Raw genomic sequence first — 25796 nt, 5'->3', positions numbered from 1 at the left:
GGAAAGACACGCAGCCGGGTTGGTAGAATGGCGCCATGTCCGATGCCACCACCGCCATCCGCCCGTCGCTGCGCGATCCCCGCAACTGGCCGATGTTCACCGCCATGCTCGGCGCCTTCGCCATCGCCCGCCTGCCGTGGCTGCTGCAGCGTGCGCTCGGCCGTGGCGTCGGCTGGATCAGCTGGCGCCTGCTCGGCAGCCGCCGTCGCGCCGCCGAGGTCAACCTGAAGTTGTGCTTCCCGGAGAAGGACGAAGCCTGGCGCCAGCGCCTGGTGCGCGACAGCTTCGATGCGCTGGGCGTGGGCGTGCTCGAGTGCATCCGCGCCTGGTGGGGCAGCATCGACCGCATCCGCCCACAGGTGAAGATCGAAGGCCTCGAGCATCTGCGGCAGATGCAGGCCGAAGGCCGCGGCGTGCTGCTGGTGTCCGGCCACTTCATGACCCTGGAGATGTGCGGCCGCCTGCTGTGCGACTACGTCGATCTTTCAGGCATGTACCGCAAGCACAAGAACCCGGTGTACGAGTGGGCGGTGAAGTTCGGCCGCCTGCGCTATGCCAAGGCGATGTTCGCCAATGAAGACATCCGCGCGACCGTGCGCCACCTGAAGAAGGGCGGCTTCCTCTGGTACGCGCCGGACCAGGACATGCGCGGCAAGGACACCGTGTTCGTGCCCTTCTTCGGCCATACCGCATCCACCATTACCGCCACCCACCAGCTGGCGCGGATGACCGGTTGCGCGGTGATTCCTTACTTCCACCGCCGCGAGGGCGGGAAGTACTTCCTGAAGATCGGCGCGCCGCTGGAGAACTTTCCCAGCGAGGATGTGGAAGCCGATACCACGCGGGTCAACCAGGCCATCGAGGAGATGGTGCGCGAGGCGCCCGACCAGTACCTGTGGATCCACCGCCGTTTCAAGCGCCAGCCGGGCGGGCGGAGCGATTTCTACAAATAACGGGATGCGGTGGAAGGGCCGGCGTGCTCATGGTAGTCGCCAACCTTGGCTGGCGCCGATGAACCGAGGCCGGTCCCGAGGCGCCAACCAAGGTTGGCAACTACTGCATCGGCGGAGATTCATCCGATTCGCGGGCCAACAGGCTGCCGGCGAACAACGCCGCCAGCAGCACGGTCAGGCCACCCCAGAACGCGGAATAGAACGCCAGATGCGTGTTGAGCGGGAACACGGTGACCGCCAGCGCCAGCATCGCCGGGCGGGCCCGCTCACGCGCGGCCATCGGTGCATAGCGCCAGGCCCGCCAGGCCTGGGCCACGGCTGCCAACCACAGCAGCAGGCCGAGCACGCCGGTTTCCGCCAGGATTTCCAGCACGATCTGATGGGCATGCAACGCCGGGGCATCGCCCCACACCGCCGGTTCGTCGCCAGACACGCAGGCCGGATAGGCATCGTGGAAGCCGCGTGCACCGACGCCATTGAGCGGATGTTGCTCGATCATGCAGGCCGCGGCGTCCCAGATCCGCGCACGCCCTGACAGTGCCTCGTCGACACCGCGCTCGCTTCCATCCCAGGCCAACGCCGTTCGCGCGAAGCGTTCGCGCAGCTGCGGCACGCTGGCGGTCAGCGCGCCCGCACCGAGGACAGCGACCAGCGCCAGCAGCACCAACCGTTTCCAGCCGAACTGGCGCACGCCGCTGTAGGCAAGCACCAGCGCGAAGGTGATCCACGATGCGCGCGAGCCGGCCAGCAGCAGCACGCAGCCCAGCGCCGCCGCGGCCAGTACCCAACCCGGATTGCCAAAGCGACGCGCCAGCGGCAACAACAGGAACGGTGAGAGACTGGCCAGGACCTGGCCGAACTTCAGGTTGCACGGCCCGAGTGCCCCACTGAGGCGATCGACCACGGCCGCCTCAGTGGCCGGGCACAACGCGTGACCACTCACCGCAAGCTTCAGCTGCTCAAGCGACCAGAACCACGGGCTGGTTCCGGCCACCGCCTGCACCAGCGCATCCAGGGTCCATGCGCCGGTGATCAGCGCCAGGCCACCGAAGGTCAGCCGCCTCCGTTCGGGCGTGGCCACCGCGATCGCCACCAGCCACATGAAGGGCAGGTAGCGCAGGCCGGCGGCCGCCTTCGTCCACGACGCTGCCGGATCGATCGCATCAAACGCCGAGAACGCCTGCGGCAGCCAATAGCCGAGGAACAGGATCGAGGTCAGCGCCCACGCTGCCGTGCTCAACAGGTGCGGACGACGCTGCAGTCGGCGCATGACCATGCGCGCGGCGGCGTAGACCGCGCCAAGACCGAGAATGGTTTCGGCGATGCCCGGCAACGGCCACATCGCCACGTACGCCAGCACCCACCAGGGCGCCCAGCGTCCGGCGCGGTCGTCGCGCACGGTGACGGCGGGGTCAGCCGGCGAGGTCGGCATAGAGGCGGAGGGTATCGCGCTGCATGGCCTGCAGGGTAAACGGGATGCGGGTCGGCAAGGACGGCGGCTGCGCCAGCAGGGCCAGCGCACGTTCACCCAGCGCGCGTGCATCGCCCAGCGGCACCGCGCCAGCGGGCTGCAGCTGCCGCAGCAGTTCGCCGACGCCACCATGATCCCAGCCCAGCACCGGGCGGCCCACCGACAGCGCCTCGACCACAGTACGGCCGAATGCTTCGGGCTTGTCCGACAGCTGCAGCACCAGATCGCTGGCCGCATAGGCCTGGGCGATGCGCGCGGTCGGTGTGCTGATCTGCACGGCGTCGGTCACGCCCAAAGCAGCGGCCTGCCGGCGCAGGTCGGCCACGTAGGCTTCACGGCCCGGTTCATCGGTGCCCAGCATCCACAGCTGTGCTGGCACACCGGCGGCGCGTACATCCGCCAGCAACTGCAGCGCATGAGCATGTCCCTTCAGCCGGGTGCCCCGCCCCGGCAGCAGCAGCAGCGGGCCCTCAACCTGTGCCAGCCACGGGTAGTCGGCTGCCAGCGCCAGTCGTGGCCGGCGGTCGGCGCGGGCCACGCGCGGAAACTGTGCGACATCGACGCCGCGCGGAATCACCTGCAGCCGCGCTTCGGGAACTGTCGGATAGTGCCGCTGCACGTAGTCGCGCACGCTGTTGGACACGCAGATCACGCGTTCACCGCTGGTCATCACTGCGCTGTAGCGGCTGGGCGAATTCAATCCATGCACGGTGGTCACCCAGTGCGGGCGCTGTGCGGTGGGCATGGCGCGGATGGCGTACAACCCCAGCCAGGCCGGCAGCCGCGAGCGGGCATGCACGACGTCCGCGCCAACCTCGGCGAACAGTCGGCGCAGGGTCGGCAGATGGCGCAGGGTCAGCAGCGACTTGCGGCCGATGTCCAGAGTGAGGTGCTCGGCACCGCTATCGAGCAGCGGCTGCACCAGGCGGCCGCCAGCCGACACTACCAACGCGCGATGGCCGGCGGCGACCAGGGCCGCAGCGATTTCCAGGGTCGAACGCTCGACGCCGCCGGAGTGCAGCGCCGGCAGCAACTGCACCACGGTCAATCGGCGCATCGAAGGGGCGGCCGCTTAGTCGGCCAGCACGAACACGGAACCGCAGTACGGGCACTGCGCTTCGCCGTTGGGCTCGTCTTCGATCGGCAGGTACACGCGCGGATGCGAGTTCCACAGCGCCATTTCCGGGGTCGGGCAGCTCAGCGGCAGATCGCTGCGGTGCACGGTGTAGCGCTTCTCGGCGTTGGCGGGCGCAGTGGCGGTATGGCTCATGGCGGATGTCGATGAACGGGTTGCGAGGCCTGTGATTCTAGCATCCGGGCCGCCCCGACATTGCGCCGCAACGGGTCTTTACGCGTACCGGGCCGATTCCCTGCGACCTTGCATGCCACCTCGGGATGGGGTGCCGGTGGAAATTCCCGACCAATCCTGCAGGTTCACGCCGGGAAACCACCGACAACGATATTTCCCGCATTTGGATCGAACTAAATGGCACTTGTCAGGTTGCCACGGCTGTTGCAGGATCGGGCCAGGTCGTGAACCGGCCTGCCCCAATCCGACCCGATCGCATGGCCCGCCCCCACCGGACCGGCATCGCTTCTTCCACTGCCATCCCGGCGGGAGGAGCGATGCTGTCCGTGGTGTCCGCCGATGCGGGTTCTGCCCGCCGCCTGCCCTTCCGGGAGACCCTTGCATGACCCTGTCCGATCCACGCCGCGCCCTGCTTCCGCTCGCCCTGGCCCTGGCCTGTGCGACTACCGCGATGCCGGTGTTGGCACAGGGACTGCAGACCTCGTTCGAGCCCGGCGAACCTGCCCCGTCGCAGGCCGCGGGTGCACTGCAGGTCACGATCGGCAACGGCCCTGCGGCGCCTTACGCCGCCAAGCGCAATGTGGGCTACAGCGGCCTGCATGCACTGCGCTACAGCAGCGAAGGCGGCAGCGCGCGGCGCGAGCTGTTCAAGACAGATCTGCCGATCGAGGCCGATACCACCCTGTCGTGGCTGGTGCTGCCGGAGATCGTCGGCAAGGACACCGTGGCCTCGACCTATGTGTCACTGGACCTGCTGCTGGACGATGGCAGCCGCGTTTCGGCCGGCGCGGCACGCGACCAGCACGGTATAGCCCTTGGCGCACACGCGCAGGGCGTGTCGAAGACGCTGTATCCGCAGCAATGGGCACGCAAGGCGGTGCGACTGGGCGACGTGCCCGCGCTGAACGGTCGCCGCGTGGTGGCGATCGAACTGGAGGTGGCGAGTGCCGACGGTGCACCGGTCGCCGGCTGGATCGACGACGTGCGCCTGGATGCTCAGCCGCGACAACAGCCGCAACGCGTCTCCGACTGGGTGCTGACCACCCGTGGCACCCAGGCCAACGGCACCTTCTCGCGCGGCAACAATTTCCCGGCCACGGCGGTACCCCACGGCTTCAACTTCTGGACTCCGGTGACCGATGCCGGCGCACTGAACTGGCTGTACCGCTGGAACGAACAGAACGACGCACAGAACCGCCCGCAACTGCAGGCGCTTGCGCTGAGCCATCAGCCCAGCCCGTGGATGGGCGACCGCCAGACCTTCCAGGTGATGCCCTCGGCCAGCCGTGGCGTGCCGGAGGCCGACCGCCGCAAGCGCGCGCTGTCGTTCGATCGCAGCCACGAGAGCGCCCGCCCTTACCGCTACGACGTGCGCTTCGACAACGGCATCGCCGCCGCCATCGCGCCGACCGATCATGCGGCGCTGTTCCGCTTCGATTTCCCCGAGGGCGGCGACGCCAACCTGCTGTTCGACAATGTCGATGCACGCGGTGGCCTGACTCTGGACGCCGCCACGCAGACGCTGTCCGGCTATACCGACACGCGCAGTGGCCTGTCCAACGGCGCCAGCCGCATGTACGTGGTGGCCCGCTTCGACAAGCCCTGGCGCAGCAGTGGGCGCCTCGACACCGGCCGCCCGACCGGTTACATCAAGTTCGATGCGGGCAGCGACCGGCGGGTGACCATGCGCATCGCCACCTCGTTGATCTCGGTGGAGCAGGCGCGGCACAACCTGGCACTGGAAATCGCTGCGGCCGACACGCTGGAAAGCGTGTCCGGCCGTGCGCAGGATGCATGGGACGCACGCCTGGCCCGCTTCGACATCGGCGATGCCAGCGACGACCAGAAGACCACGCTGTATTCCAGCCTGTACCGGCTGTTCCTGTACCCGAATTCCGGCCATGAGAACGTGGGCAGCGCCGCCGCACCGGAGTGGCGCTACGCCAACCAGGCCAGCGCCAGCGATGACAACACCGAGGGCAGCGCGACCCGCAGCTACGCCGCCGTGCGCGACGGCAAGGTATTCGTCAACAACGGCTTCTGGGACACCTTCCGCACCACCTGGCCGGCCTATGCGCTGTTCACGCCCGACGATGCCGGCCAGCTGGTGCAGGGCTTCATCGAGCAGTACCGCGCCGGCGGCTGGATCGCGCGCTGGTCGTCGCCGGGTTACGCCGACCTGATGGTCGGTACCAGCTCGGACGTGGCATTTGCAGACGCGTGGCTGAAAGGCGTCGGCGGCTTCGATCCGGCAGAGGCCTACGCGGCCGCGCTGAAGAACGCGACCGTGGTCCCGCCTGACCGCCACGTCGGCCGCAAGGGCATGGACCGCTCGACCTTCCGTGGCTATGCCAGCGCCGACGTGCACGAAGGCATGTCGTGGACGATGGAAGGTGCACTCAATGACTTCGGCATCGCCAACATGGCCGACGCCCTGGCCAAGCGCGCGGCCACGCCGGCGGCACGCGAACGCTACAGCACCGAGGCCGACTACTTCCGCCACCGCGCCGCCAGCTACGCGACGATGTTCGACCCGGACGCAGGCTTCTTCCAGGGCCGCAAGGCCGATGGGCGCTGGCGCGTGGACGCCAAGGCCTACGACCCGCGCGTGTGGGGTCACGACTACACCGAATCCAATGGCTGGACGTTCGCGTTCACCGCCGCGCACGACGGCGAGGGCCTGGCGGCGCTGTACGGAGGCCGCGAAAAGCTGGCGGCGAAGCTGGATACCTTCTTCGCCACACCGGAAACCGCGGACCCGGCACTGGCCGGTTCCTACGGCGGCACCATCCACGAGATGACCGAAGCGCGCGACGTGCGCATGGGCATGTATGCGCACAGCAACCAGCCGGCACACCACATCCCGTGGATGTACCTGTACGCCGGGCAGCCGTGGAAGACCCAGCAGCATGTGCGCGAGATCCTGTCGCGGCTGTACGTCGGCAGCGAGATCGGCCAGGGCTACCCGGGCGATGAGGACAATGGCGAGACCTCGGCGTGGTACGTGCTGGCCTCGCTGGGCCTGTACCCGCTGCGCATGGGCGCCCCGGAGTACGTGATCGGTTCGCCGGCATTCCGTCACGCGCGGGTGGAACTGCAGGGTGGCGCGGTGCTGACCGTGAACGCGGCCAACAACTCGCGTGAGAACGTCTACGTGCAGTCGCTGAAGATCAACGGTACGCCGTGGACGAAGACCTGGGTGCCGCACGACCTGATCGCCAAGGGCGCGACCCTCGACTTCGTGATGGGCCCCCGTCCCTCGCGCTGGGGCAGTGGCGTGGACGATGTGCCGCGCTCGTTGACCCCGCGCGGCCAGCGCCCCCAGCTGCTGCACGACCTGCTCGGCAGCGGCACCAAGGCGACGCTGGCCGATGGCCGTGCCCTGCCCGCGCTGCTCGATGACGATGCCGGCACGACGGTGGGCCTGGGTAGCGGCGCAACCATCGCGCTGACCGGCCTGGCCGAGGGCACCCCGACGATGTACACGCTGACCAGCGGCGACGGCCGCATCCAGGGCGGTGAGTGGACGCTGGAAGCCCGCAACGGCAGCGGCAGCTGGGCCATGCTCGACCAGCGCAGCGGCGAAGACTTCGAATCCGCCCGCCAGACCCGTCCATTCCGGATCGCCAAACCCGGTCGTTACAGCGAGTACCGCCTGCGCCTGGCGGCACCGGCACGGCTGCCGCTGGCGGAGATCGAACTGCTGGCGGCCGGCACCGTACAATGAGCGGCATGCGCTTCCGTCTTCTGCCCTTGGCCCTTGTTGCCCTGTCCTTCTCCAGTTTCGGCCAGACCCAGGCGTTCGATACGCAGCTGACCCGCGACGGCGTGACGCTGAACTACCAGGACGCCCGTGGCGCGCTGGCCGCGCCGCAGCGCAAGCGGGTGATCGATACGTTCTTCTTCGCCTATCTGCGCGAACGTGCGGACTTCCATCCGGCGGCGCCGTCCATGGTGCGCATCGTGATCGATCCGGCCTACACCGGCATCGCCTTCGTCGGCGACAAGGACCACGCAGCGACGATCACCGTCAACCCGGGGTGGCTGGCGCAGCACCCGAACGACATCGACCTGGTCACCCATGAGGCCATGCACATCGTGCAGGGCTATCCGGGCTACGGCGACGCGCGGGTGCCGGGCTGGCTGGTGGAAGGCATCGCCGACTACGCACGCGACCGCTACGGCATGGACAATGCCGCCGCGGGCTGGGCACTGCCGGGCAAGGTCGAGAAGGGACAGAACTTCGACAGTGGCTACCGGGTGACCGGTGCGTTCCTGAAGTGGGCCGACGCCGAACACCCGGGACTGGTGCTCGCACTGGACAAGGCCCTGCGCGACGGCCGCTATGCACCGACGCTGTGGCAGAAGCACACCGGCAAGGCACTGCCAGCGCTGTGGGCGCAGTACGCCAAGCCGCGTTCGGATGCACCGCCGCCGGCCCCCGCACGCCGCGGCAAGCGGCACTGAGCCCCCACGCACTTTACGTTCGCCGGGCAGTGCCCGGCGCTACCGCATCGCGGCCTCAGCGCGACTGCACGAAGCCGGCGTACAGCGCGAACAACTGCTGGAAGTACCGCCGCGTCACTCGATTGCGCATGACACCCTCGCCCATGGAAAGTTGGTCGGGCCCAGGGTGGGAAGGCCGGTCCGGTCCCTTCCCACGGCCAGGCCGCGTGGGCGTATTGGGCCGCAGCGGCGTTGCAGGGAAATGACCGCCGGACTGCAATTCATCGGGTAGCGCCGGGCCATGCCCGGCGGAATGCGAGAAGCGCCGCGCTGCGCGCTCGCCGGGCATGGCCCGGCGCTACCCGATCCGGTTTCCGCTGGGCGGAAACGAAACGCGCCCCGAAGGGCGCGTTTCTGCAGATCGCAGCGGAACGAAGGCTTACGCCTTCTTTTCCGCTTCGATCTGCTTGCGGATCTGCGCATCGACCGCCGCAATGGCGGTCATGTTCAGGATCCGGCGCGAGGTCGCGCTGGTGGTCAGGATGTGCACCGGCTTGTTCACGCCCATCAGGATCGGACCGATCGCCACGCCGTCGGTGAACACGCGTACCAGGTTGTAGGCGATGTTGGCCGCTTCCAGGTTCGGCAGCACGAACAGGTTGGCGCGGCCCTGCAGGGTCGAGCCCGGCAGCAGCTTCTGCCGCAGCGCTTCATCCCATGCGGTGTCGCCCTGCATTTCGCCGTCCACGTTCAGACGCGGGTTGCGCTTGAGCAGCAGCTCGCGCACCTGGCGCATCTTCAGCGCATCCTTCGAATCATGGCTGCCGAAGTTGGAGTGCGACAGCAGCGCCACCTTCGGCTCGATGCCGAACAGCTTCATGCGGTAGGCCGCCTGCAGGGTCGCTTCGCACAGCTGCTCGGCGGTCGGGTCTTCCTGCACGTGGGTGTCCACGAAGAAGAACACGCCCTGCTGGTTGATCACGCCGGTCATCGCCGAGGTCGAGGTGACCTTCGGCTCCAGCGGCAGCACGCTGCGCACGTAGCCCAGCTTCTTGTGGAAGCGGCCGACGATGCCGGTCAGCATCGCATCGGCTTCGCCACGGGCCACCATCACCGCCGCGATCAGGGTCGGGCGCGAACGCATCAGGTTCTTCGCCGCGGCCACGGTCACGCCACGGCGGCCGGTCAGGCCGTGGTAGTACTGCCAGTATTCGTTGAAGCGCGGGTCGTCGTTGATGTTGGTGACTTCAACGTTCTCGCCGATCTTCAGGCGCAGGCCGAGGCGCTCGATGCGCGATTCGATCACCTCCGGGCGGCCGATCAGGATCGGGTGCGCCAGGCCGTCATCGACCACGTTCTGCACCGCCTGCAGCACCACTTCCTCTTCGCCTTCGGCGTACACCACGCGCTGCTTGTCGCTGCGCGCGCGGTCGTAGACCGGCTTCATCATCAGGCTGGTGCGGTAGACGAACTGGGCAAGCTTGTCGCGGTAGGCCCCCATGTCGGCGATCGGGCGCGAGGCCACGCCCGAATCCATCGCGGCCTGGGCCACAGCGGCCGACAGCTCCACCAGCAGGCGGCGGTCGAACGGGCGCGGGATCAGGTATTCACGGCCGAAGCTCGGCGTCTCGCCACCATAGGCCGAACCCATGTCGGTGGCCGCACGGCGCGCCAGCGCGGCGATGGCGCGCACGCAGGCGATCTTCATTTCCTCGTTGATCGCGGTCGCGCCCACGTCCAGCGCACCACGGAACAGGTACGGGAAGCACAGCACGTTGTTGACCTGGTTCGGGTAGTCCGAACGGCCGGTGCCGATGATCGCGTCCGGACGCGCGGCGCGCGCCAGTTCCGGCATGATTTCCGGGGTCGGGTTGGCCAGCGCGAAGATCACCGGATCCGGCGCCATGGTCTTGACCATGTCGGCGGTCAGGATGCCCGGTGCCGACAGGCCCAGGAAGATGTCCGCGCCGTCGACGATCTCTGCCAGGGTGCGCTTGTCGGTGTCGCGCGCATAGCGCTGCTTTTCCGGGTCCAGGTCGGTACGGCCGGTATGGATCACGCCCTCGCGGTCGAAGGCCAGGATGTTCTCCGGCTTCAGGCCCAGCTGCACCAGCATGTTCACGCAGGAAATGCCGGCTGCGCCCATGCCCGTGGTCGCCAGCTTCACTTCCTCGATCTTCTTGCCGGTGATCGCCATGGCGTTGAGCACGGCCGCGCCGACGATGATCGCCGTGCCGTGCTGGTCATCATGGAACACCGGAATCTTCATGCGCTCGCGGAGCTTGCGCTCGACCACGAAGCATTCCGGCGCCTTGATGTCTTCCAGGTTGATGCCACCGAAGGTCGGCTCCAGCGAGGCGATGATGTCGACCAGCTTGTCCGGGTCGGTTTCATCCACTTCGATGTCGAACACATCGATGCCGGCGAACTTCTGGAACAGCACGCCCTTGCCTTCCATCACCGGCTTGCCGGCCAGCGCGCCGATGTTGCCCAGGCCCAGCACCGCGGTACCGTTGGAGATCACCGCCACCAGGTTGCCGCGGGCGGTCAGCTCGCTGGCCTGCTGCGGGTCGGCCTTGATCGCTTCACAGGCGTACGCCACGCCCGGCGAATACGCCAGCGACAGGTCGCGCTGGGTCAGCATGGGCTTGGTAGCGGAAACCTTGATCTTTCCCGGCGGGGACATCCGGTGGTAATCGAGGGCGGCCTGTTTGAAATCTTCGTTGGACATCGATGTGGGTTACATGAATGGGCAGAAGGGACAGGGGATGATACCCCCGTTGGAGCGTCTGGACCTGTCGCTATCCTGTCGCAGGCATGCTGCGACCGCACAATTCCGTGCCGTATGCGACGGTACCGGGATACCAGCTTCGGCGTCTGCCATGACAGCCATGGGACGCCCTGAAACGCCGCGGGGCCGTACCACTGTCGTGATCGGCCCCGCGGTACCACACACCTGGATCAGCCCCTGGCCGGCAGCGCCTCGGGCACGGCATCGATCAGCGGCGGCAGTTCGCTTTCGCGGCCATCCAGCGCCAGCTGCAGGCGGTTGCGGTCCAGCGCACCCTCCCAGCGCGAGACCACTACCGTGGCCACGGCATTGCCGATGAAGTTGGTCAGCGAGCGGCATTCGCTCATGAAGCGGTCCACGCCCAGGATCAGCGCCATGCCAGCCACCGGCACTTCCGGCACCACCGCCAAGGTCGCGGCCAGGGTGATGAAGCCGGCGCCGGTAACGCCAGCGGCACCCTTGGAGCTGAGCATGGCGACCAGCAGCAGGGCGATCTGGTGGCCCAGGGTCAGTTCGGTGTTGGTGGCCTGGGCGATGAACAGCGCGGCCAGGGTCATGTAGATGTTGGTTCCGTCCAGGTTGAACGAATAGCCGGTCGGGACCACCAGGCCCACCACCGACTTGCTGCACCCGGCGCGTTCCATCTTTTCCATCAGCGACGGCAGCGCCGACTCCGACGAGGAGGTACCCAGCACCAGCAGCAGTTCGGCCTTCAGGTAACGCGCAAGCTTGAACACCGAGAAGCCACACAGGCGGCAGACCAGGCCCAGGATCACCGCCACGAACAGGAACGCGGTGAGGTAGAACGAGCCCACCAGCCAGGCCAGGTTGATCAGCGAGCCGACGCCGTACTTGCCGATGGTGAAGGCGATTGCGCCGAAGGCACCGATCGGGGCGGCCTTCATCAGGATGTGCACCAGCTTGAACACCGGGGCGACCAGCGCCTCCAGGAAGTTCACGATCGGCTTGCCCTTCTCGCCCACCGATGCCAGCGCGATGCCGAACAGCACGGCCACGAACAGCACCTGCAGGATGTTGCCATCGACGAACGCGCTGAGCAGCGTCTTCGGGATGATGTCCATCAGGAAGCCGACCAGGGTCAGGTCATGCGACTTCTCGACGTAGCTGTGCACCGCGGTCTGATCCAGCTCGGCCGGGTTGATGTTCATGCCGGCGCCGGGCTGCACCACGTGCGCCACGATCATGCCTACGATCAGTGCCAGCGTGGAGAAGAACAGGAAGTACGCCATCGCCTTGGCGAACACGCGGCCCACCGTGCGCAGGTGGGTCATGCCGGCGATGCCGGTGACGATGGTCAGGAAGATCACCGGCGCGATGATCATCTTCACCAGGTTGATGAAGGCATCGCCGAGCGGTTTCATCTTCTCGCCGATCAACGGCTCGTAGTGGCCGAGGATGGCGCCCAGGACGATCGCCACGATCACCTGGAAGTACAGCTGGCGATAGATCGGCAACGGCTTTGCAGGCACCGGTGCTGCGGTCGGGATGTGCATGGCGGACTCCGGAAGGGGCGTTTTCAGGCACGTACGGCCCCGGGACTGCACGGGAACCGTAACCGTGGAAACTGATCGCAGGCCCTGTGCTGCACGCGCAGGGGGTGCGACCAATGGACGCCTTTGTACGCGCCGGGCACGCTGGCGCAGATAACCTATTGGTACTAGCCCCCCGATTCAGGTGGCCGCGATGCCTACACTGGCGCCGCACCGCCCGATCATGGGGAGGCCGGTGGCCCGGGCTGAACGGCCGGGCGCGTCATTGCGAAAGTTCCGGCCCTTGCGGCCGCTGTTGTCCTGTCCACACGCAATCTGAGAGAGCCGCACCTAATGCGCCCGATTCCCACCTTGCTGGCCCTGTCGCTGGCCGCGCTTCCCGCCTTCGCTTCGGCTGCCGATTTCGACAACTGGCCGACCAGGTACGCCTTCGGCGACGGCACCGAATTGGCCGCGACCGCCAACATCGCCTACGACTACAACGATTTTTCCTCGGGCAGCGGCCTTGAGGACGATGACGCCGTGCGTCGCAAGGAGTTCGGCGCGACGCTGAAGAAGAAGGGCGTCTACGACGCGATGGTCTACTACGACTTCCAGTCCGACACCTGGCTGGACGTGTTCGTGCGCTTCGAAAGCAAGGCCTTCTTCGGCCGCGACATCGGCCGCTTCCGCTTCGGCTACATGAAGACCCCGGTTGGCCTGGACGCGAACACGTCTTCGCGCGCCGGCAGCTTCCTGGAAACCGCACTGCCCGTGCAGGCCTTCTACGCCGGCCGCCGCACGGGTGTGGAATGGGTGCTGGAGCGCCCGCAGTACCTGCTGCAGGCTGGCGCCTATGGCGGCAAGGACCTGCAGGGTGACAACCCCGGCACCACCCAGGCCGTGCGTGCGGTGTGGACCCCGGTGAAGGCGCCGGGTGATGTAATCCACCTGGGCCTGGCCTACTCGCAGGAAAATCCGCGTGGCTACAGCGATGGCCGCGACGTGCACCACGAGGCCAGCGCGCGCCTGCGCGCACGCCCGGAGGCCGGCCTGACCGACATCCGCTATGTCGATTCCGGCGCGCTGGTCACCGCCGACCAGATCCGCCGCACCGGCCTGGAAGGCATCTGGATCCGCGGCCCGTTCTCGCTGCAGGCCGAAGCCCTGCGCGCCACGGTCACCCGTCATGACGGCAAGCCCGACTACACCGGCAGCGGCCAGTACGCGATGGCCAGCTGGGTGTTGACCGGCGAATCGCGCCCGTACAACGCAGGTGCCGTGGCCAACATCAAGCCGGCGCACGACTACGGCGCGGTGGAACTGGTGGCCCGCTACAGCCGCATGGACCTCGACGATGGCAGCATCCTCGGCGGACGCCAGCACGACCTGACCCTGGGTGCGAACTGGTACCTGACCAGCCACTTCAAGTTCCAGGCCAACTACGTCAAGGTCGACGCCAGCCGTCGTGGCGTGCACAGCACGCCGGAGATCTTCGAACTGCGCGCGCAGATGCACTTCTGACCCCTTCCACGTCAGATCCCGGCGGGCGTGCACGCCACGCCCGCCGGCCCTGCGTAGACTGCCGCCATGTACTGGCTCAGCCGCCACCGCATGCTGTTGCTGACCATCCTGGTGATGGTCGGTGGCACCGTGCCGTGCGCCGTCGCCGCCGGCCACTACGCCTGGCGGCGCGCCCTCGGCGAGGAAAGCAGCCAGGTGCAACGCCAGCTGCAGCTGTATGGACAGGGCCTGCAGCAGCGCATAGACCGCTTCGGCACGTTGCCGCAGGTGCTGGCACTGGATCCGGATCTCCTGCACGCCCTGCGCGTACCGCCCTCGCCTGCCGAACGGCAGCGGCTGAACCTCAAGCTGCAACGCGCCAATGAAGTCACCCGCGCCTCGACCCTGACCCTGGTGGGCCACGACGGCGTGGCAGTGGCAGCCAGCAACTGGGACCAGCCGACCACCAATGTCGGCGAGAACTACAGCTACCGCCCTTACTACCGCCAGGCACTGGCGCAGGGCCGCGGCCGCTTCTACGGCATCGGCATGACCACCGGCGTGCCCGGTTACTACCTGTCGCAGGCCATCGAGGAAGACGGCCAGCGGCTGGGCGTGGTGGTGATCAAGGTCGAGCTGTCGGCGCTGGAACAGGAATGGTTGAGCAGCCCCGATGTGGTGCTGGCCAGCGACGACCACGACGTGGTGTTCCTGGCCAACCGTGACAGCTGGCGCTACCGGCTGCTGCGCCCGCTGGGCGCCGACGAGCGCCGCGAGATGCTCGATGCCCGCCAGTACGCCGACCGCGCATTGCAACCACTGCGTGCGCGTACCGAAGACGTGCTGGCCGATGGCGGCCGCATGGTGCGCCTGCTGGACCCGACGTTGCCGCAGCCGATGCTGTGGCAGAGCCTGCCACTGCCCGCCGAAGGCTGGAACCTGCACCTGCTGCACGATGCCAGTGCCGCCACCGGCGCCGGCCGCGCCGCGGCACTCACCGGTGGCGCTGCATGGCTGGCGCTGGGCTTCCTGGTGCTGTTCGTTCAGCAGCGCCGGCGCCTGGCCAAACACCGCCTGCGCAGCCGCCGCGAACTCGAAACCCTGCTCAAGCAGCATGCACAGGAACTGCGCACCGCACAGGATGGCCTGCTGCAGGCCGCAACTGACGCTGACAGCGGCCTCAGCCGCAGCCTGGCGCATCTGCCGCAGGGCGTGGTGGTGATCGACCGCGAGCTGCGGCTGGTGGCATGGAATGCGCGCTATCTGGAACTGTTCCGGTTCCCGGCAGACCTGGTTCGCGTCGGCCGGCCGATCGAGGAACTGTTCCGTTTCAATGCACGCCGTGGCCTGCTCGGTCCCGGCCCGGTGGACGAGGCCATCGAGCGTCGCCTGAACCACCTGCGCAGCGGTCGCCCGCACATGCGCGAAAGCGAGAAGGACGACGGCACGGTGCTGGAGATCCGTGGCAATCCGCTGCCCGACGGCGGTTTCGTCACCAGCTATGCCGACATCACCAGCTACAAGAACGCCGCGCGCGAACTGCGTTCGCTGGCCGATGCGCTGGAGCACCGCATCGCCGAGCGCACCCGTGACCTGGACGAAGCACGCCGCGAAGCCGAACAGGCCAACCGCTACAAGACCCGCTTCGTCGCCTCGGCCGTGCACGACCTGCTGCAGCCACTCAACGCTGCACGCATGTTCGTCTCGGTGCTGCGCGGCAAACTGAGTGATCCGGCGCAGCAGCAGACCAGCGACCACATCGACGCTGCGCTGGCCGCGCAGGACGCGATCCTCAACAGCCTGCTGGATATCTCGCGACTGGAATCAGGATCGTTGCAGATCCGCGTACGCACGTTCGCACTTTCTCCGCTGCTGGAGACGCTGGCGCGCGAGTTCGGCATCGCCGCCCAGAGCCGTGGCCTGCAGCTTGACTGGGTGGATACCCGCGCAGTGGTGGTCAGCGACGAAGCCCTGCTGCGGCGGATCCTGCAGAATTTTCTGTCCAACGCGTTGCGCTACACCCCACGTGGGCGCGTGCTGATCGGCTGCCGGCGTGCAGGCGATCAACTGCGCATCGAAGTGCATGACCAAGGCCCGGGCATTCCGGAAAGCCTGCAGGGTGAGATTTTCGAGGAGTTCCGCCGGCTGAACGACGGCGTGGAACAGGAACGTGGCGCCGGCCTGGGCCTGGCCATCGTCGAACGCATCGGCCGCCTGCTCGGCCACCGCATCAGCCTGCGCTCTACACTGGGCAAGGGCAGCGTCTTCGCCGTGAGCGTAGTACTCGGGCGCGCCGACGATGTGATCGCACCTGCCGCAGCGCCGGTCATCGCAAGCGAACCCTCCGACGACAGCTCACTGCGAAAGTGCCGGGTGTGGAGCATCGACGATGATCCACACGTCTGTGCGGCGACCCGTGCGCTGCTGGAGCGCTGGGGTTGCCAGGTGGAACTTGCCGACGGTCCGCAGGGGGCACTGGAAATCGCCAGTGCATTGAACGCACCGCAGTTGCTGCTGCTGGACGTGCGCATGGGGCAATGGCACGGACCGGACCTGTATGAAACGCTGTGCACGCTGTGGAAGGCGCGCCCGCCGGTGATCCTGGTGACCGCCGAGCGTGACGAGGCACTGAAAGCGCATGCTGCCGAGAACGGCTGGGGCTTCCTGCTCAAGCCGGTGCGGCCGCCCGCGTTGCGGGCATTGATGACGCAGATGCTGTTGCGGCATCGCGGGTAGGACGGCTCCGCCACGCGGGCGTCGCGTTGCCGGCGCACGGCTGGCGTTGCTCCTCGTTGATTCCGTACCGAATCCCCAAACCTCTTCGCGCGACAGCCATGGCCAAGAAGGAAATGGATGCGCCGCGTCATTGCGTAGAGCATGGAGAAATTCCGAGTGGAGAGAGAGCAGTCTCCTGACTGACCGGCGCTGCTGAGGATCAGTAGATTTCAACGTTCGGCTGATCGGCGGATCGTACTGAAGACAGCCACAGCCTACGGCCAAGGATCCAGCATGCCCTGCCATCACCTATCCATCGTCCCCCTCCGATACCTCCATCGAATCACAGCAATGCTCTTCTGCCTGTGCTGCGCGGGATGCATCGCTGACAGCACACCAGATCCGGACGTCAGCCTCAGGAGGGCCGCGACAGAAGCACAGGTTTCTCCAGCCATATCGAACGCGGACACCTCACCGAACCCCGGCGTTCCGACAGCGTCCACGCATCGCGCAGCATCGTCGCTCGCGCTGCTTCGGTCAGAATCCGCACTCATGTTCAAGGACGGCATCTCGATCCTGGCCGCCGAGGACCTCCTGCAGTCAAGCAGAAACATGTCGGATGCGATCAACCGCATTACACAGGATGCGGCTTCCAGCCCCGAGGCGCAGGACCTGACCCGGCACTATCGATCATCACTTGAACGTGCAATGGGTCAAGAAGGTGTACTTGAACGCTTTTCGTGTGGCCTTAGCATCTGCATCGGTATCGCCCGGACCCGAAGCAGCGCGGATCATGAGGCGTGGGGTCGCAGGTTTGCGTCAGATGCATCCTCTCCCACTTACAGCTATGCCGAAGCGTCTGAGCATTACTGGATGGGATACGAGAACAGGTTCATCTTCTCGACCGACCCGGAGATGAGTTCGATCAGCGGCAACTGACGCGCCAGACTCCATTTTCGCGTTTGCGCAGTTGTTTCGAGCAGCTCAGAATGCTCTCGCCGGGAGCCAAGTGCCCTGCCCAGGTCAGCCGTCCATCCCTGCCCGCGCGTCGCCCTCCGGCTCCAGCGCCTTCACCAGCACCGCCGCCTGCGTGCGGCTATGGCATTCAAGCTTCTTCAGGATTGCAGTGACGTGCACCTTCACCGTGTTCTCGGCCAGACCCAGCTCGTAGGCGATCTGCTTGTTCAGCAGGCCATCGGCCAGGCACAGCAGCACGCGGAACTGCTGCGGGGTCAGCTGGGCCAGGCGGCTGGCCAGCAGTGCGTCGGCCTCGGAGCGTTCGGCGGCCATCGCCGGGAACCACAGGCCACCATCGAGCACCGCCTGCACGGCCTCGCCGATGGTCTCGGCCGGGGCCGACTTCGGGATGAACCCGGCCGCGCCGAACTGCTGGGCACGGCGGATCACCCGCGGATGGTCGTTGGACGAGAGGATCACCACCGGGATGTCCGGATGCGAGCCACGCACGTGCAGCAGCGCGGAAAAACCGTGCGCGCCTGGCATGGTCAGGTCGAGCAGCACCAGGTCCACATCCGGATGTGCGTCAAGTGCTTCGGCCAATGCCTCGGCGCTGGCGACCTCGCGCACCTGCGCCAGCGGCAGGCTCTGCCGCAATGACTGCACCACCGCCGAACGCAGCAGCGGGTGGTCATCGGCGATCAGGATGGTGTATTCGCTCATGCGGCCATTGTACGGGCAGGCCGGAGCCTCAGCGCCCTGCCGGCTCCACGCTGCTGCGCCAGGCATCGAGGAACTGGCGGCGCTTGAGCGCGTCCAGATACACCAGCAGGCCCGGACCCAGCTGGATCGGGCGGCGGCTGCGGCCCGGCGCATCATCGCCGCGCGCGTTGCCGGTCACGATCGGCATCAGCCGTGCCTCGCGCGACAGCACCTGCTGGCCGCGTGGCGACAGCAGGTAGTCGAGGAAGCGCCGGGCTTCTTCCGGGTGCGGGCCGGTGCGCGGAATCACTGCGGTGCGCAGCACCACCAGCGTGTAGTCCTCGGGCTCCACAATGCCCAGCGGCGCGCCGGCATCAACGCGCGCCTGCGCGTAGGAGCCGAGCACGTTGTAGACCAGCGACAGCTGTCCGCTGGCCACCTTGTCCAGCAGCACGCCGGTGCGCTCCTCGCGCACCACGTCGTTGTCGCCCAGCGCGCCCAGCAACGCACCGGCGATGCTGCCACGCTGCGCATCCTGGGTAGACAGCAGGTAGCCGACGCTGCTGCGCTCGATGTCATAGGTGCCGACCCTGCCGCGCAGCGGTGCTCCCTCGGCGCGCAGCCGGTCCAGCAGCTGCCGACGCGTGTGCGGCACCTTCGCGGCCGGCAACATGCGGGTGTTGTAGACCATCACCACCGGCTCGTAGCTGATGCCGAAGGCCTCGTTGCGCCACTGTGCCCAGGCCGGCAGTGCAGCGGTCTGCGCCGAACGGTGTGGCAGCGCGTGGCCATCGTTGACCAGCTTGGTCTGCAGATCCATGCCGCTGGAGATCAGCAGGTCCGGCGATGCCGGCCCGCCGCGGTCGTGCAGGTAACGCGCGTACAGGTCCTGGGTGATGATGTCCTCGTACACCACCTCGGTGCCGGGATGCAGCCGCTGGTAATCGGCGATCACCACCGCGAACACTTCGATGTCGGTGGTGCCGTGGATGCGCAGCTGCGCAGTGGCCTTTGCCTGGGCCGGGAAACGGCGTACGTCGCCGGGCGCGGCCAGTACCGGCAGAGCCAGCAGCAAGGCAACGGCAGCAGCGAACAGGCGGATCATGGACTGCTCCGTGGCAGGCGGATGGTGGCGATCAGCCCGCCCTGCGGGCGGTTGCTGAGGTCGATGCGGCCGCCATGGCTGTCGACCACGCGCTTGACGATGGCCAGGCCCAGCCCGGCGCCGCCGGACGGCGCGCTTTCGCCACGGGCGAAGCGCTCGAACACGCGTTCGGCATCAGCGGGTGCGATGCCTGCGCCATGGTCGGCAATGGTCAGCACCGCCTGACCGCCTTCCACGGTCAGCGCGATCTGCAACGGGCCCTCGCCGCCGTACTTCAATGCGTTGTCGACCAGGTTCTTGATCGCCTCGCGCAGCAGCAGCGCGTCGCCGTGCACCTGCACCGGCTCGGCGGTCATCGCAAGTTGCACGCGCGGTGCCGGGCCGGCCTGCGGCAGGGCTTCATGCAGGGCCTGGTGGACGGTCTCGGCCAGGTCCACCGCCGCAAAGCGCTGCAGGTGCGAGCGATGGATCACGCTGGCATCGCTGAGCAGCTGGTTCAGCAACCGGCTCATGTGGGTGGCATTGCGTTCGATCGCCAGCAGGCTGCGCCGCATGTCTTCGGGGTCGTCGTCGTCCAGCGCAAGCTGCGCCTGCGCACGCAGCGCGGCCAACGGCGTGCGCATCTGGTGCGCGGCCTCGGCCATGAATGCGCGCAGTGTCTCGTTGCTGCTGGACAGGCGTTCCATGAAGCGGTTCAACGCCGCCACCATCTGGTCCATCTCGCGCGGCACGCGCGCGTCGAGGGGCTTCAGGTCGGACGGTTCGCGGCGCGACAGCTCGCGTTCCACCCGCACCAGTGGGCGGAACGCGCGGTGCACGCCAAACGCCACCAGCGCCAGCAGCAGGCCGGACAGCACGCCGATCGCCAGCAGTGCGCGATTGACCATGTCCTGCGCGACGGCTTCGCGCGCACGCCGGGTCTGGCCCACCTGCACCTGCACCTCGCCCTGCGCCGAGGCCGCGGCGAAACTGCGGCTGACCACTACGAAGCGTACGGTCTCGCCGCTGTACGCCGCATCAAACAGCTGCGGCTGCGTGCCCGGACGGCGCGGCGGCGACGGCAGATCGCCATAACCTGTGATCAGGTTGCCGCGGCTGTCGGCCACCCGATAGAACACGCGGTCTTCCGGGGCCATCGCCAGCAGGTCCAGCGCCGCATAGGGAAGATCGACCTGCCACTGGCCGTCGACCAGCGCCACCGAATCGGCGATGGACAGCGCCGAAGACACCAGCAGGTGATCGTAGGAACGGTTTGCCGCGCGCTGGCCATAGTCGCGCGCGGCGAACAGCAGCGCCACCGCGAACACCGCCAGCAGCGCACCGAGGTAGAGCAGCAGCGTTCGCCGCAGCGAACCTGGCGCCGCGTTCGCAGCGCGTGCGTCAGCCATCGGCGTCGGCGCTGCCATCGCTGGCTTCCAGCAGGTAGCCGACACCGCGCACCGTGGTGATGCGCAGCGGTGCGCCGGCCAGCTTTCTCCGCAGGCGACCGACGTACAGCTCGATCGCATTCGGGCCGGCTTCGTCGTCGAAGCCGAACAGGCCGTTGCCGATCTCGTCCTTGCCGACCACCTGACCGAGGCGGCCGACCAGAATCTCCAGCAGCCGGTACTCGCGGTTGGGTAGCTCGATAGGCTCGCCGTCGAGACTGACCCGATGCGCGGCATTATCGAACTGGAAGCCGCCGATCTGCACCACTTCGCTGGCCTGGCCTCGTGCACGACGCAGCAGCACGCGGCAGCGCGCTTCGAATTCGCGGAAATCGAACGGCTTGCCCAGGTAGTCGTCGGCGCCGACATCCAGCGCCTGCACGCGGTCTTCGATGCCATCGCGTGCGGTCAGCATCAGCACCGGCGTGCTGTCGCCACGCTCGCGCATGCCGGCCAGCACGCGCAGGCCATCGAGCTTGGGCAGGCCGATGTCCAGCACCACCAGGTCGAAGCTCTGGTAGCGCAGCACGCTGGCGGCGGCCAGGCCATCGGCCTGCCAGTCCACGGCGTGCCCACTGCGGCGCATGCGGCGGATGATCGCATCGGCCAGATCCGGGTTGTCTTCGACCAGCAGCAGGCGCATGGGCACGAGGGTGGGAGGGGAAACGAATGCTACCGCATGCCGCTGCCGCGCTCGCCGGGCCCTGCCAGGAAGCAGCAGCGAGCCGCTTTACGCTGCACCGCACAATCCGTTGACAGGACCATGACAGCTTGCCCGACCCAGACTGCGGCCGCGCACCGTCCGGTGCCCACGATTGCCGCGCGCCTGGCGCGCACCTGGGAGGGTTTGTGGAATTCACGTTTGCCTGGCGGCGTCCTGCCGCCATGATGGCGCTGGCTGTCCTGTCGGCGCCGGCCTTCGCTGCCGAAGACGACCGTCCGGTCACCGCCACCCTGGGTGGCCGCCTGCATCTGGACTTCGCTACCTTCGACAACGACAACCGCGGCACCCCGAACAAGGACGACACCGAAATCCGCCGCGCGTGGGTTGACGTATCCGGCAAGTTCTTCGTGGTCGACTACAAGCTGGAGGCCGATTTCTCCGGCGACCGCGTCGAGGCCAAGGACGTGTACCTGGCGCGCAGCTTCGGCAAGGCCGGCAAGCTGACCGTCGGCCAGTTCAAGCAGTACTTCTCGCTGGATGACCGCACCAGCTCCAACTACGGCAGCTTCCTGGAGCGCGGCAATGCCGGCACCACGCTGGCGCCGCTGTACCGCCTGGGCGCGTCGTGGCAGGCCAATCCGGGTGACTTCACCTGGGCCGCCAGCATCTACAGCCTGGAAAGCATCGACGCCTGGCAGGTGAAAGGGCGTGCTGCCGGTGGCCGTGTCACCTGGGCGCCCTCGCCCGCCGATGGCGACGTGCTGCACCTGGGCTTGTCGCTGGCCCGCGAGGCCTATGACAACCCCGGCGCGAACGGCGTTCCGGGCCTGAAGATCCGACCACGCCCGGCCGGCCACCTGTCCGATGAAAGCCGCCTGACCCTTGTCGACTTCTCCGCCGGCCGCGATACCGACGTCAACAAGTGGTCGCTGGAATACGCGCAGGTGCGCGGCCCGCTGTCGTGGCAGGGCGAGTTCAGTGGCGCCACCTTCGATGACGGTGCGCAGCGTGGCGACGTGATGGCCGCCTACGGCATGGTCAGCTGGTTCATTACCGGCGAAAGCCGCGCCTACGACCGCAAGACCGGCCGCTTTGCGCGGGTGAAGGACATCCGCCACAAGGCCGGTGCCTTCGAAGTAGCGCTGCGCTACGACCAGATGTGGGGTGCGCAGCATCTCGATGGTGCGCCGGACCTGCGCCGTGGCAGCACCGACGCCTGGACGCTGGGTGGCAACTGGTACCTGCGCGACAACCTGCGCTTCATGCTCAACGTGATCGAAAGCCGCAACCGCGACCGCTTGGCCGGGGTGACGGTGGACCGCACGCGCGCGGTCACCGGACGCCTGCAGTACGACTTCTAAGCCCGAATTCCCGGGCATGCCGCCCGGGCCCCTTCCACTCCCCACGTCCTGTATTCGCAAGGAGTCCGCAGATGATGCTGAGCATCCTCGGCTTTGGCATGGTCATTACGTTCATGTACTTGATCATGAGCAAACGCCTGTCGCCGCTCGTCGCACTGATCACCATTCCCATCCTGTTCGCGCTGATCGGCGGCTTCGGCGCCGGCATCGACGAGATGATGCTGGAAGGCATCAAGAAGATCGCACCGACCGGCGTGATGCTGATGTTCGCGATCCTCTACTTCGGGGTGATGATCGATGCCGGCCTGTTCGACCCGCTGGTGCGGGTGATCCTGCGCTTCGTCAAGGGCGATCCGATGAAGATCGTGCTCGGCACCGCGGTGCTGGCGATGCTGATCTCGCTTGATGGCGATGGCTCGACCACCTACATGATCACCGTCTCGGCGATGCTGCCGCTGTACCAACGTCTCGGCATGAACGCGCTGAACATGACCTGCGTGACCATCCTGGCCGGCGGCGTGATGAACCTGACCCCGTGGGGCGGCCCGACCGCACGCGCGGCCACCGCGCTGCACGTGGACCCGGCCGATGTGTTCGTGCCGCTGATCCCGTCGATGGTGATCGCCTGCGCCGGCGTGCTACTGCTGGCCTGGTACCTGGGCCTGAAGGAACGCCGTCGCCTGGGTGTTGTGACCCTGCCCAAGAGCGGCAGCTGGATGGACAACAGCGTGTCCGACGACAGCAACGCGCTGCCGACCGTGGAAGATGCCGAAGACATCAAGCGGCCGAAGCTGCTGTGGGTGAACCTGGCACTGACCGTGGCGCTGATGACCGCGCTGATCATCGGCGTGCTGCCGATGCCGGTGCTGTTCATGGTCGGCTTCGCCATCGCCCTGGTGATCAACTACCCGAACCTGGCCGAGCAGCGCCGCCGTGTGGTCAACCACGCCGGCAACGTGCTGTCGGTGGTGTCGCTGATCTTCGCCGCGGGCATCTTCACCGGCATCCTCAACAACACCGGCATGGTCGAAGCGATGTCGCACAGCTTCCTGGCGGTGATTCCGGAGTCGTGGGGCCCGTACCTGGCGGTGATCACGGCGGTGGCGTCGATGCCGTTCACCTTCTTCATGTCCAACGACGCGTTCTACTTCGGCGTGCTGCCGATCCTGTCCGAGGCGGCCAGCAACTACGGCATCACCCCGGTGGAAATGGCGCGCGCCTCGCTGGCCGGCCAGCCGGTGCACCTGCTCAGCCCGCTGGTGCCCTCCACCTACCTGCTGGTGGGCCTGGCCAAGGTCGAGTTCGCCGACCACCAGAAGTTCACCCTGAAGTGGGCCATCGCCATCTCGATGCTGCTGATGATCGGCAGCCTGCTGTTCGGCCTGTATCCCCTCGCCGCCTGACCCTTTGCCAAGGAGCCTTCTGCAATGACGCTTCGAATCGCTTACGTCACCAGTGGAATGGGCAGTGTCGGCACTGCCATCTGCCAGAGCCTGGCCCGCAGTGGCCACACCGTGGTCGCCGGTTGCGCGCCGAACTCGCCGCGCAAGGCCAACTGGCTGCGCGAGCAGCGCGAACAGGGCTTCGATTTCATCGCCTCGGAAGGCAACGCCACCGACTGGGCTTCGACCAGCGCCGCGTTCGCCAAGGTGCGAGCGGAAGTGGGCGAGGTCGATGTGCTGGTCAACAACTCCGGCGGCAGCCGTGATCTGCTGTTCCGGCAGATGACGGTGGAAGACTGGAACGCGGTGATCGCCTCCAACCTCAATGCGCTGTTCAACCTCACCAAGCAGGTGGTGGACGGCATGGCCACGCGTGGCTGGGGCCGCATCATCAACATCGGTTCGGTCAGCGCCCACAAGGGCCAGATCGGGCAGGTGAACTACGCCACCGCCAAGGCCGCGATGCACGGTTTCAGCCGTGCACTGGCTGCCGAAGTGGCCTCGCGCGGCGTCACCGTCAACACGCTGTCGCCGGGCTACATCGCCAGCCAGGCGATCAGCAGCTTCCCGCCGGATGTGCTGGACCGGCTGGCGGCGTCGGTACCGGTGCGTCGCCTGGGCCGCCCCGAGGAAGTGGCCGGCCTGTGCGCCTGGCTGGCCTCGGATGAAGCCTCGTATGTGACCGGTGCCGACTATCCGGTCAACGGCGGTCTGTACATGGGTTGAGCCCGTCTCCACGCAAGGCGTGGACCGCCTCCCCCACGGAGTGCGCGGGGCCGGTGAACTTTCGCTTGCGAGGGGGATCCGGCCCCTTTTTGTTTCTGCATTTTCGGGACGTATTGCCCGATACATCGGCAGAACCGGTGCTATACCTGCCAACGCTCGCCGAGCCCGATGGATGAACGGCCGGAATCGCGGATCAAGGAGGTTGGCATGCGTGCATTGCTGATTGCGCTTCTCGTGGTCGCCACCCCGCCACTGGCGGCCACCCCACCTGCTGCCACTGCGGATGAGGCGGATGCAACCTGGCGGCTCGTGGAGCGCTGGTCCTTGCAGCTGTCACGCTCTGACCTTGTCGCGCAGCTATCACCCCTGGCTCCGGCCGGCTCGCGTTCGGAAGCAAGAATGGGCCGGGGCGACAGCGCCACCATCGATCTGGCGCCATTCGTGGTCGCTGGGAGGATCAAGGGGCCCTCTGGCCAGATCTACACCGACGCGTCGGGGCGAATCATCAAAGACATTACGCTGCGGCTGAGCGGCGCCTGCATCTCGCGAAAGCAGATGGGTCGTCGCTACCCCGACTTCAATGTCCTTTCCGTGCCGTCAGGGCATAGCCTGGACGAGTCGACGGTGTTCGGCACAGTAGTGAACGGCATCCAGATCGGGTTCTCATTCTCCGAACATGACCGTGACTGCATGGACCAGCTCAAATTGAGCTGGCCTGGGGAGCGCTTCTGATT

19 protein-coding genes are annotated in these 25796 nt (G+C 67.2%); 10 read left to right on the top strand and 9 right to left on the bottom strand.

The window, feature by feature from the left end:
- Positions 1–35: 35 nt before the first annotated feature.
- On the top strand, positions 36–953 hold the full coding sequence (locus tag ARC63_RS17725; protein ID WP_057503963.1) for an LpxL/LpxP family Kdo(2)-lipid IV(A) lauroyl/palmitoleoyl acyltransferase: 918 nt from the start codon (positions 36–38) through the stop codon (positions 951–953).
- A 100-nt stretch (positions 954–1053) separates the two neighbouring features.
- On the opposite strand, the gene ARC63_RS17720 is transcribed toward ARC63_RS17725, so the two are convergent.
- Genes ARC63_RS17720 through ARC63_RS17710 form a run of 3 tightly spaced genes read right to left on the bottom strand, consistent with a single transcriptional unit; the run spans position 1054 to position 3694 of the window.
- A complete protein-coding gene (locus ARC63_RS17720) occupies positions 1054–2385 on the bottom strand; it encodes an O-antigen ligase family protein (protein ID WP_057503962.1) in 1332 nt (443 codons plus the stop codon).
- The gene (locus ARC63_RS17715; protein WP_057503961.1) at positions 2366–3481 is read right to left on the bottom strand and encodes a glycosyltransferase; all 1116 of its coding nucleotides are present in this window, start codon (positions 3479–3481) and stop codon (positions 2366–2368) included. Before ARC63_RS17715 ends, ARC63_RS17720 begins: the two co-directional genes overlap by 20 nt.
- Positions 3482–3496: 15 nt before the next feature.
- Positions 3497–3694, bottom strand: coding sequence for a zinc-finger domain-containing protein (locus tag ARC63_RS17710; protein WP_005410967.1), 198 nt, complete (start codon positions 3692–3694; stop codon positions 3497–3499).
- Positions 3695–4115: 421 nt separating this feature from the next.
- Here ARC63_RS17710 and ARC63_RS17705 point away from each other — a divergent pair, with 421 nt between their 5' ends.
- Positions 4116–7460, top strand: coding sequence for a GH92 family glycosyl hydrolase (locus ARC63_RS17705; RefSeq protein WP_057503960.1), 3345 nt, complete (start codon positions 4116–4118; stop codon positions 7458–7460).
- Complete coding sequence (locus tag ARC63_RS17700; RefSeq protein ID WP_010480809.1) at positions 7457–8200, top strand: basic secretory protein-like protein; 744 nt, start codon at positions 7457–7459, stop codon at positions 8198–8200. The genes ARC63_RS17705 and ARC63_RS17700 overlap by 4 nt, the downstream gene beginning before the upstream one ends.
- A 418-nt stretch (positions 8201–8618) precedes the next feature.
- On the opposite strand, the gene ARC63_RS17695 is transcribed toward ARC63_RS17700, so the two are convergent.
- Together ARC63_RS17695 and ARC63_RS17690 are read right to left on the bottom strand one after the other, a co-directional pair.
- Entirely contained in the window at positions 8619–10910 is a 2292-nt protein-coding gene (locus tag ARC63_RS17695; RefSeq protein WP_043400158.1) for an NADP-dependent malic enzyme, read from the bottom strand.
- A gap of 230 nt (positions 10911–11140) precedes the next feature.
- Positions 11141–12484 (bottom strand): dicarboxylate/amino acid:cation symporter, encoded by a 1344-nt coding sequence (locus tag ARC63_RS17690; protein WP_010480813.1) that lies wholly within the window; start codon positions 12482–12484, stop codon positions 11141–11143.
- 330 nt (positions 12485–12814) lie between these two features.
- Between ARC63_RS17690 and ARC63_RS17685 the strand changes: the two genes are divergently transcribed.
- The 3 genes from ARC63_RS17685 (at position 12815) to ARC63_RS23350 (ending at position 17617) form a co-directional block, all read left to right on the top strand.
- Positions 12815–13984 carry an OprO/OprP family phosphate-selective porin gene (locus tag ARC63_RS17685; protein WP_010480815.1) on the top strand — a complete coding sequence of 390 codons (1170 nt, stop codon included), beginning with the start codon at positions 12815–12817 and terminating at the stop codon, positions 13982–13984.
- A 66-nt stretch (positions 13985–14050) separates the two neighbouring features.
- Positions 14051–16699 (top strand): hybrid sensor histidine kinase/response regulator, encoded by a 2649-nt coding sequence (locus ARC63_RS17680; RefSeq protein WP_057503959.1) that lies wholly within the window; start codon positions 14051–14053, stop codon positions 16697–16699.
- A 531-nt stretch (positions 16700–17230) separates the two neighbouring features.
- The gene (locus tag ARC63_RS23350; protein ID WP_139042444.1) at positions 17231–17617 is read left to right on the top strand and encodes a hypothetical protein; all 387 of its coding nucleotides are present in this window, start codon (positions 17231–17233) and stop codon (positions 17615–17617) included.
- A gap of 84 nt (positions 17618–17701) precedes the next feature.
- Here ARC63_RS23350 and ARC63_RS17665 read toward each other — a convergent pair whose 3' ends face one another.
- Genes ARC63_RS17665 through ARC63_RS17650 form a run of 4 tightly spaced genes read right to left on the bottom strand, consistent with a single transcriptional unit; the run spans position 17702 to position 21512 of the window.
- A complete protein-coding gene (locus ARC63_RS17665; protein WP_057503956.1) occupies positions 17702–18358 on the bottom strand; it encodes a response regulator in 657 nt (218 codons plus the stop codon).
- Between the two features lie 28 nt (positions 18359–18386).
- Complete coding sequence (locus ARC63_RS17660; protein WP_010480822.1) at positions 18387–19442, bottom strand: ABC transporter substrate-binding protein; 1056 nt, start codon at positions 19440–19442, stop codon at positions 18387–18389.
- A complete protein-coding gene (locus tag ARC63_RS17655) occupies positions 19439–20830 on the bottom strand; it encodes a sensor histidine kinase (protein WP_057503974.1) in 1392 nt (463 codons plus the stop codon). The genes ARC63_RS17660 and ARC63_RS17655 overlap by 4 nt, the downstream gene beginning before the upstream one ends.
- Positions 20823–21512: a response regulator transcription factor gene (locus ARC63_RS17650; protein WP_019337115.1), complete on the bottom strand. Its 690-nt coding sequence runs from the start codon at positions 21510–21512 to the stop codon at positions 20823–20825. The genes ARC63_RS17655 and ARC63_RS17650 overlap by 8 nt, the downstream gene beginning before the upstream one ends.
- A 242-nt stretch (positions 21513–21754) precedes the next feature.
- Between ARC63_RS17650 and ARC63_RS17645 the strand changes: the two genes are divergently transcribed.
- The 4 genes from ARC63_RS17645 to ARC63_RS17630 all read left to right on the top strand — a co-directional run bounded on the left by ARC63_RS17645 (position 21755) and on the right by ARC63_RS17630 (position 25794).
- A complete protein-coding gene (locus ARC63_RS17645; protein WP_057503955.1) occupies positions 21755–22894 on the top strand; it encodes an OprO/OprP family phosphate-selective porin in 1140 nt (379 codons plus the stop codon).
- Positions 22895–22968: 74 nt separating this feature from the next.
- On the top strand, positions 22969–24297 hold the full coding sequence (locus tag ARC63_RS17640) for a CitMHS family transporter (RefSeq protein WP_010480829.1): 1329 nt from the start codon (positions 22969–22971) through the stop codon (positions 24295–24297).
- Between the two features lie 24 nt (positions 24298–24321).
- Positions 24322–25062, top strand: coding sequence for an acetoacetyl-CoA reductase (phbB, locus tag ARC63_RS17635; RefSeq protein ID WP_005419193.1), 741 nt, complete (start codon positions 24322–24324; stop codon positions 25060–25062).
- A gap of 207 nt (positions 25063–25269) precedes the next feature.
- Entirely contained in the window at positions 25270–25794 is a 525-nt protein-coding gene (locus ARC63_RS17630; RefSeq protein WP_057503954.1) for a hypothetical protein, read from the top strand.
- The last annotated feature ends 2 nt before the right edge of the window (positions 25795–25796 follow it).

This window comes from Stenotrophomonas geniculata ATCC 19374 = JCM 13324, assembly GCF_001431625.1.
GTDB classification, from domain to species: domain Bacteria; phylum Pseudomonadota; class Gammaproteobacteria; order Xanthomonadales; family Xanthomonadaceae; genus Stenotrophomonas; species Stenotrophomonas geniculata.
This window is presented reverse-complemented; position numbering and strand designations above follow the sequence as displayed.

Coding starts and splice junctions, on each gene's coding strand:
- ARC63_RS17705 (WP_057503960.1), top strand. CDS start 4,116: ATGACCCTGTCCGATCCACGCCGCGCCCTGCTTCCGCTCGCCCTGGCC.
- ARC63_RS17665 (WP_057503956.1), bottom strand. CDS start 18,358: ATGAGCGAATACACCATCCTGATCGCCGATGACCACCCGCTGCTGCGT.
- ARC63_RS17655 (WP_057503974.1), bottom strand. CDS start 20,830: ATGGCTGACGCACGCGCTGCGAACGCGGCGCCAGGTTCGCTGCGGCGA.
- ARC63_RS17710 (WP_005410967.1), bottom strand. CDS start 3,694: ATGAGCCATACCGCCACTGCGCCCGCCAACGCCGAGAAGCGCTACACC.
- ARC63_RS17720 (WP_057503962.1), bottom strand. CDS start 2,385: ATGCCGACCTCGCCGGCTGACCCCGCCGTCACCGTGCGCGACGACCGC.
- ARC63_RS17650 (WP_019337115.1), bottom strand. CDS start 21,512: ATGCGCCTGCTGCTGGTCGAAGACAACCCGGATCTGGCCGATGCGATC.
- ARC63_RS17645 (WP_057503955.1), top strand. CDS start 21,755: ATGATGGCGCTGGCTGTCCTGTCGGCGCCGGCCTTCGCTGCCGAAGAC.
- ARC63_RS17630 (WP_057503954.1), top strand. CDS start 25,270: ATGCGTGCATTGCTGATTGCGCTTCTCGTGGTCGCCACCCCGCCACTG.
- phbB (WP_005419193.1), top strand. CDS start 24,322: ATGACGCTTCGAATCGCTTACGTCACCAGTGGAATGGGCAGTGTCGGC.
- ARC63_RS17695 (WP_043400158.1), bottom strand. CDS start 10,910: ATGTCCAACGAAGATTTCAAACAGGCCGCCCTCGATTACCACCGGATG.
- ARC63_RS17725 (WP_057503963.1), top strand. CDS start 36: ATGTCCGATGCCACCACCGCCATCCGCCCGTCGCTGCGCGATCCCCGC.
- ARC63_RS17690 (WP_010480813.1), bottom strand. CDS start 12,484: ATGCACATCCCGACCGCAGCACCGGTGCCTGCAAAGCCGTTGCCGATC.
- ARC63_RS17640 (WP_010480829.1), top strand. CDS start 22,969: ATGCTGAGCATCCTCGGCTTTGGCATGGTCATTACGTTCATGTACTTG.
- ARC63_RS23350 (WP_139042444.1), top strand. CDS start 17,231: ATGTTCAAGGACGGCATCTCGATCCTGGCCGCCGAGGACCTCCTGCAG.
- ARC63_RS17685 (WP_010480815.1), top strand. CDS start 12,815: ATGCGCCCGATTCCCACCTTGCTGGCCCTGTCGCTGGCCGCGCTTCCC.
- ARC63_RS17715 (WP_057503961.1), bottom strand. CDS start 3,481: ATGCGCCGATTGACCGTGGTGCAGTTGCTGCCGGCGCTGCACTCCGGC.
- ARC63_RS17700 (WP_010480809.1), top strand. CDS start 7,457: ATGAGCGGCATGCGCTTCCGTCTTCTGCCCTTGGCCCTTGTTGCCCTG.
- ARC63_RS17680 (WP_057503959.1), top strand. CDS start 14,051: ATGTACTGGCTCAGCCGCCACCGCATGCTGTTGCTGACCATCCTGGTG.
- ARC63_RS17660 (WP_010480822.1), bottom strand. CDS start 19,442: ATGATCCGCCTGTTCGCTGCTGCCGTTGCCTTGCTGCTGGCTCTGCCG.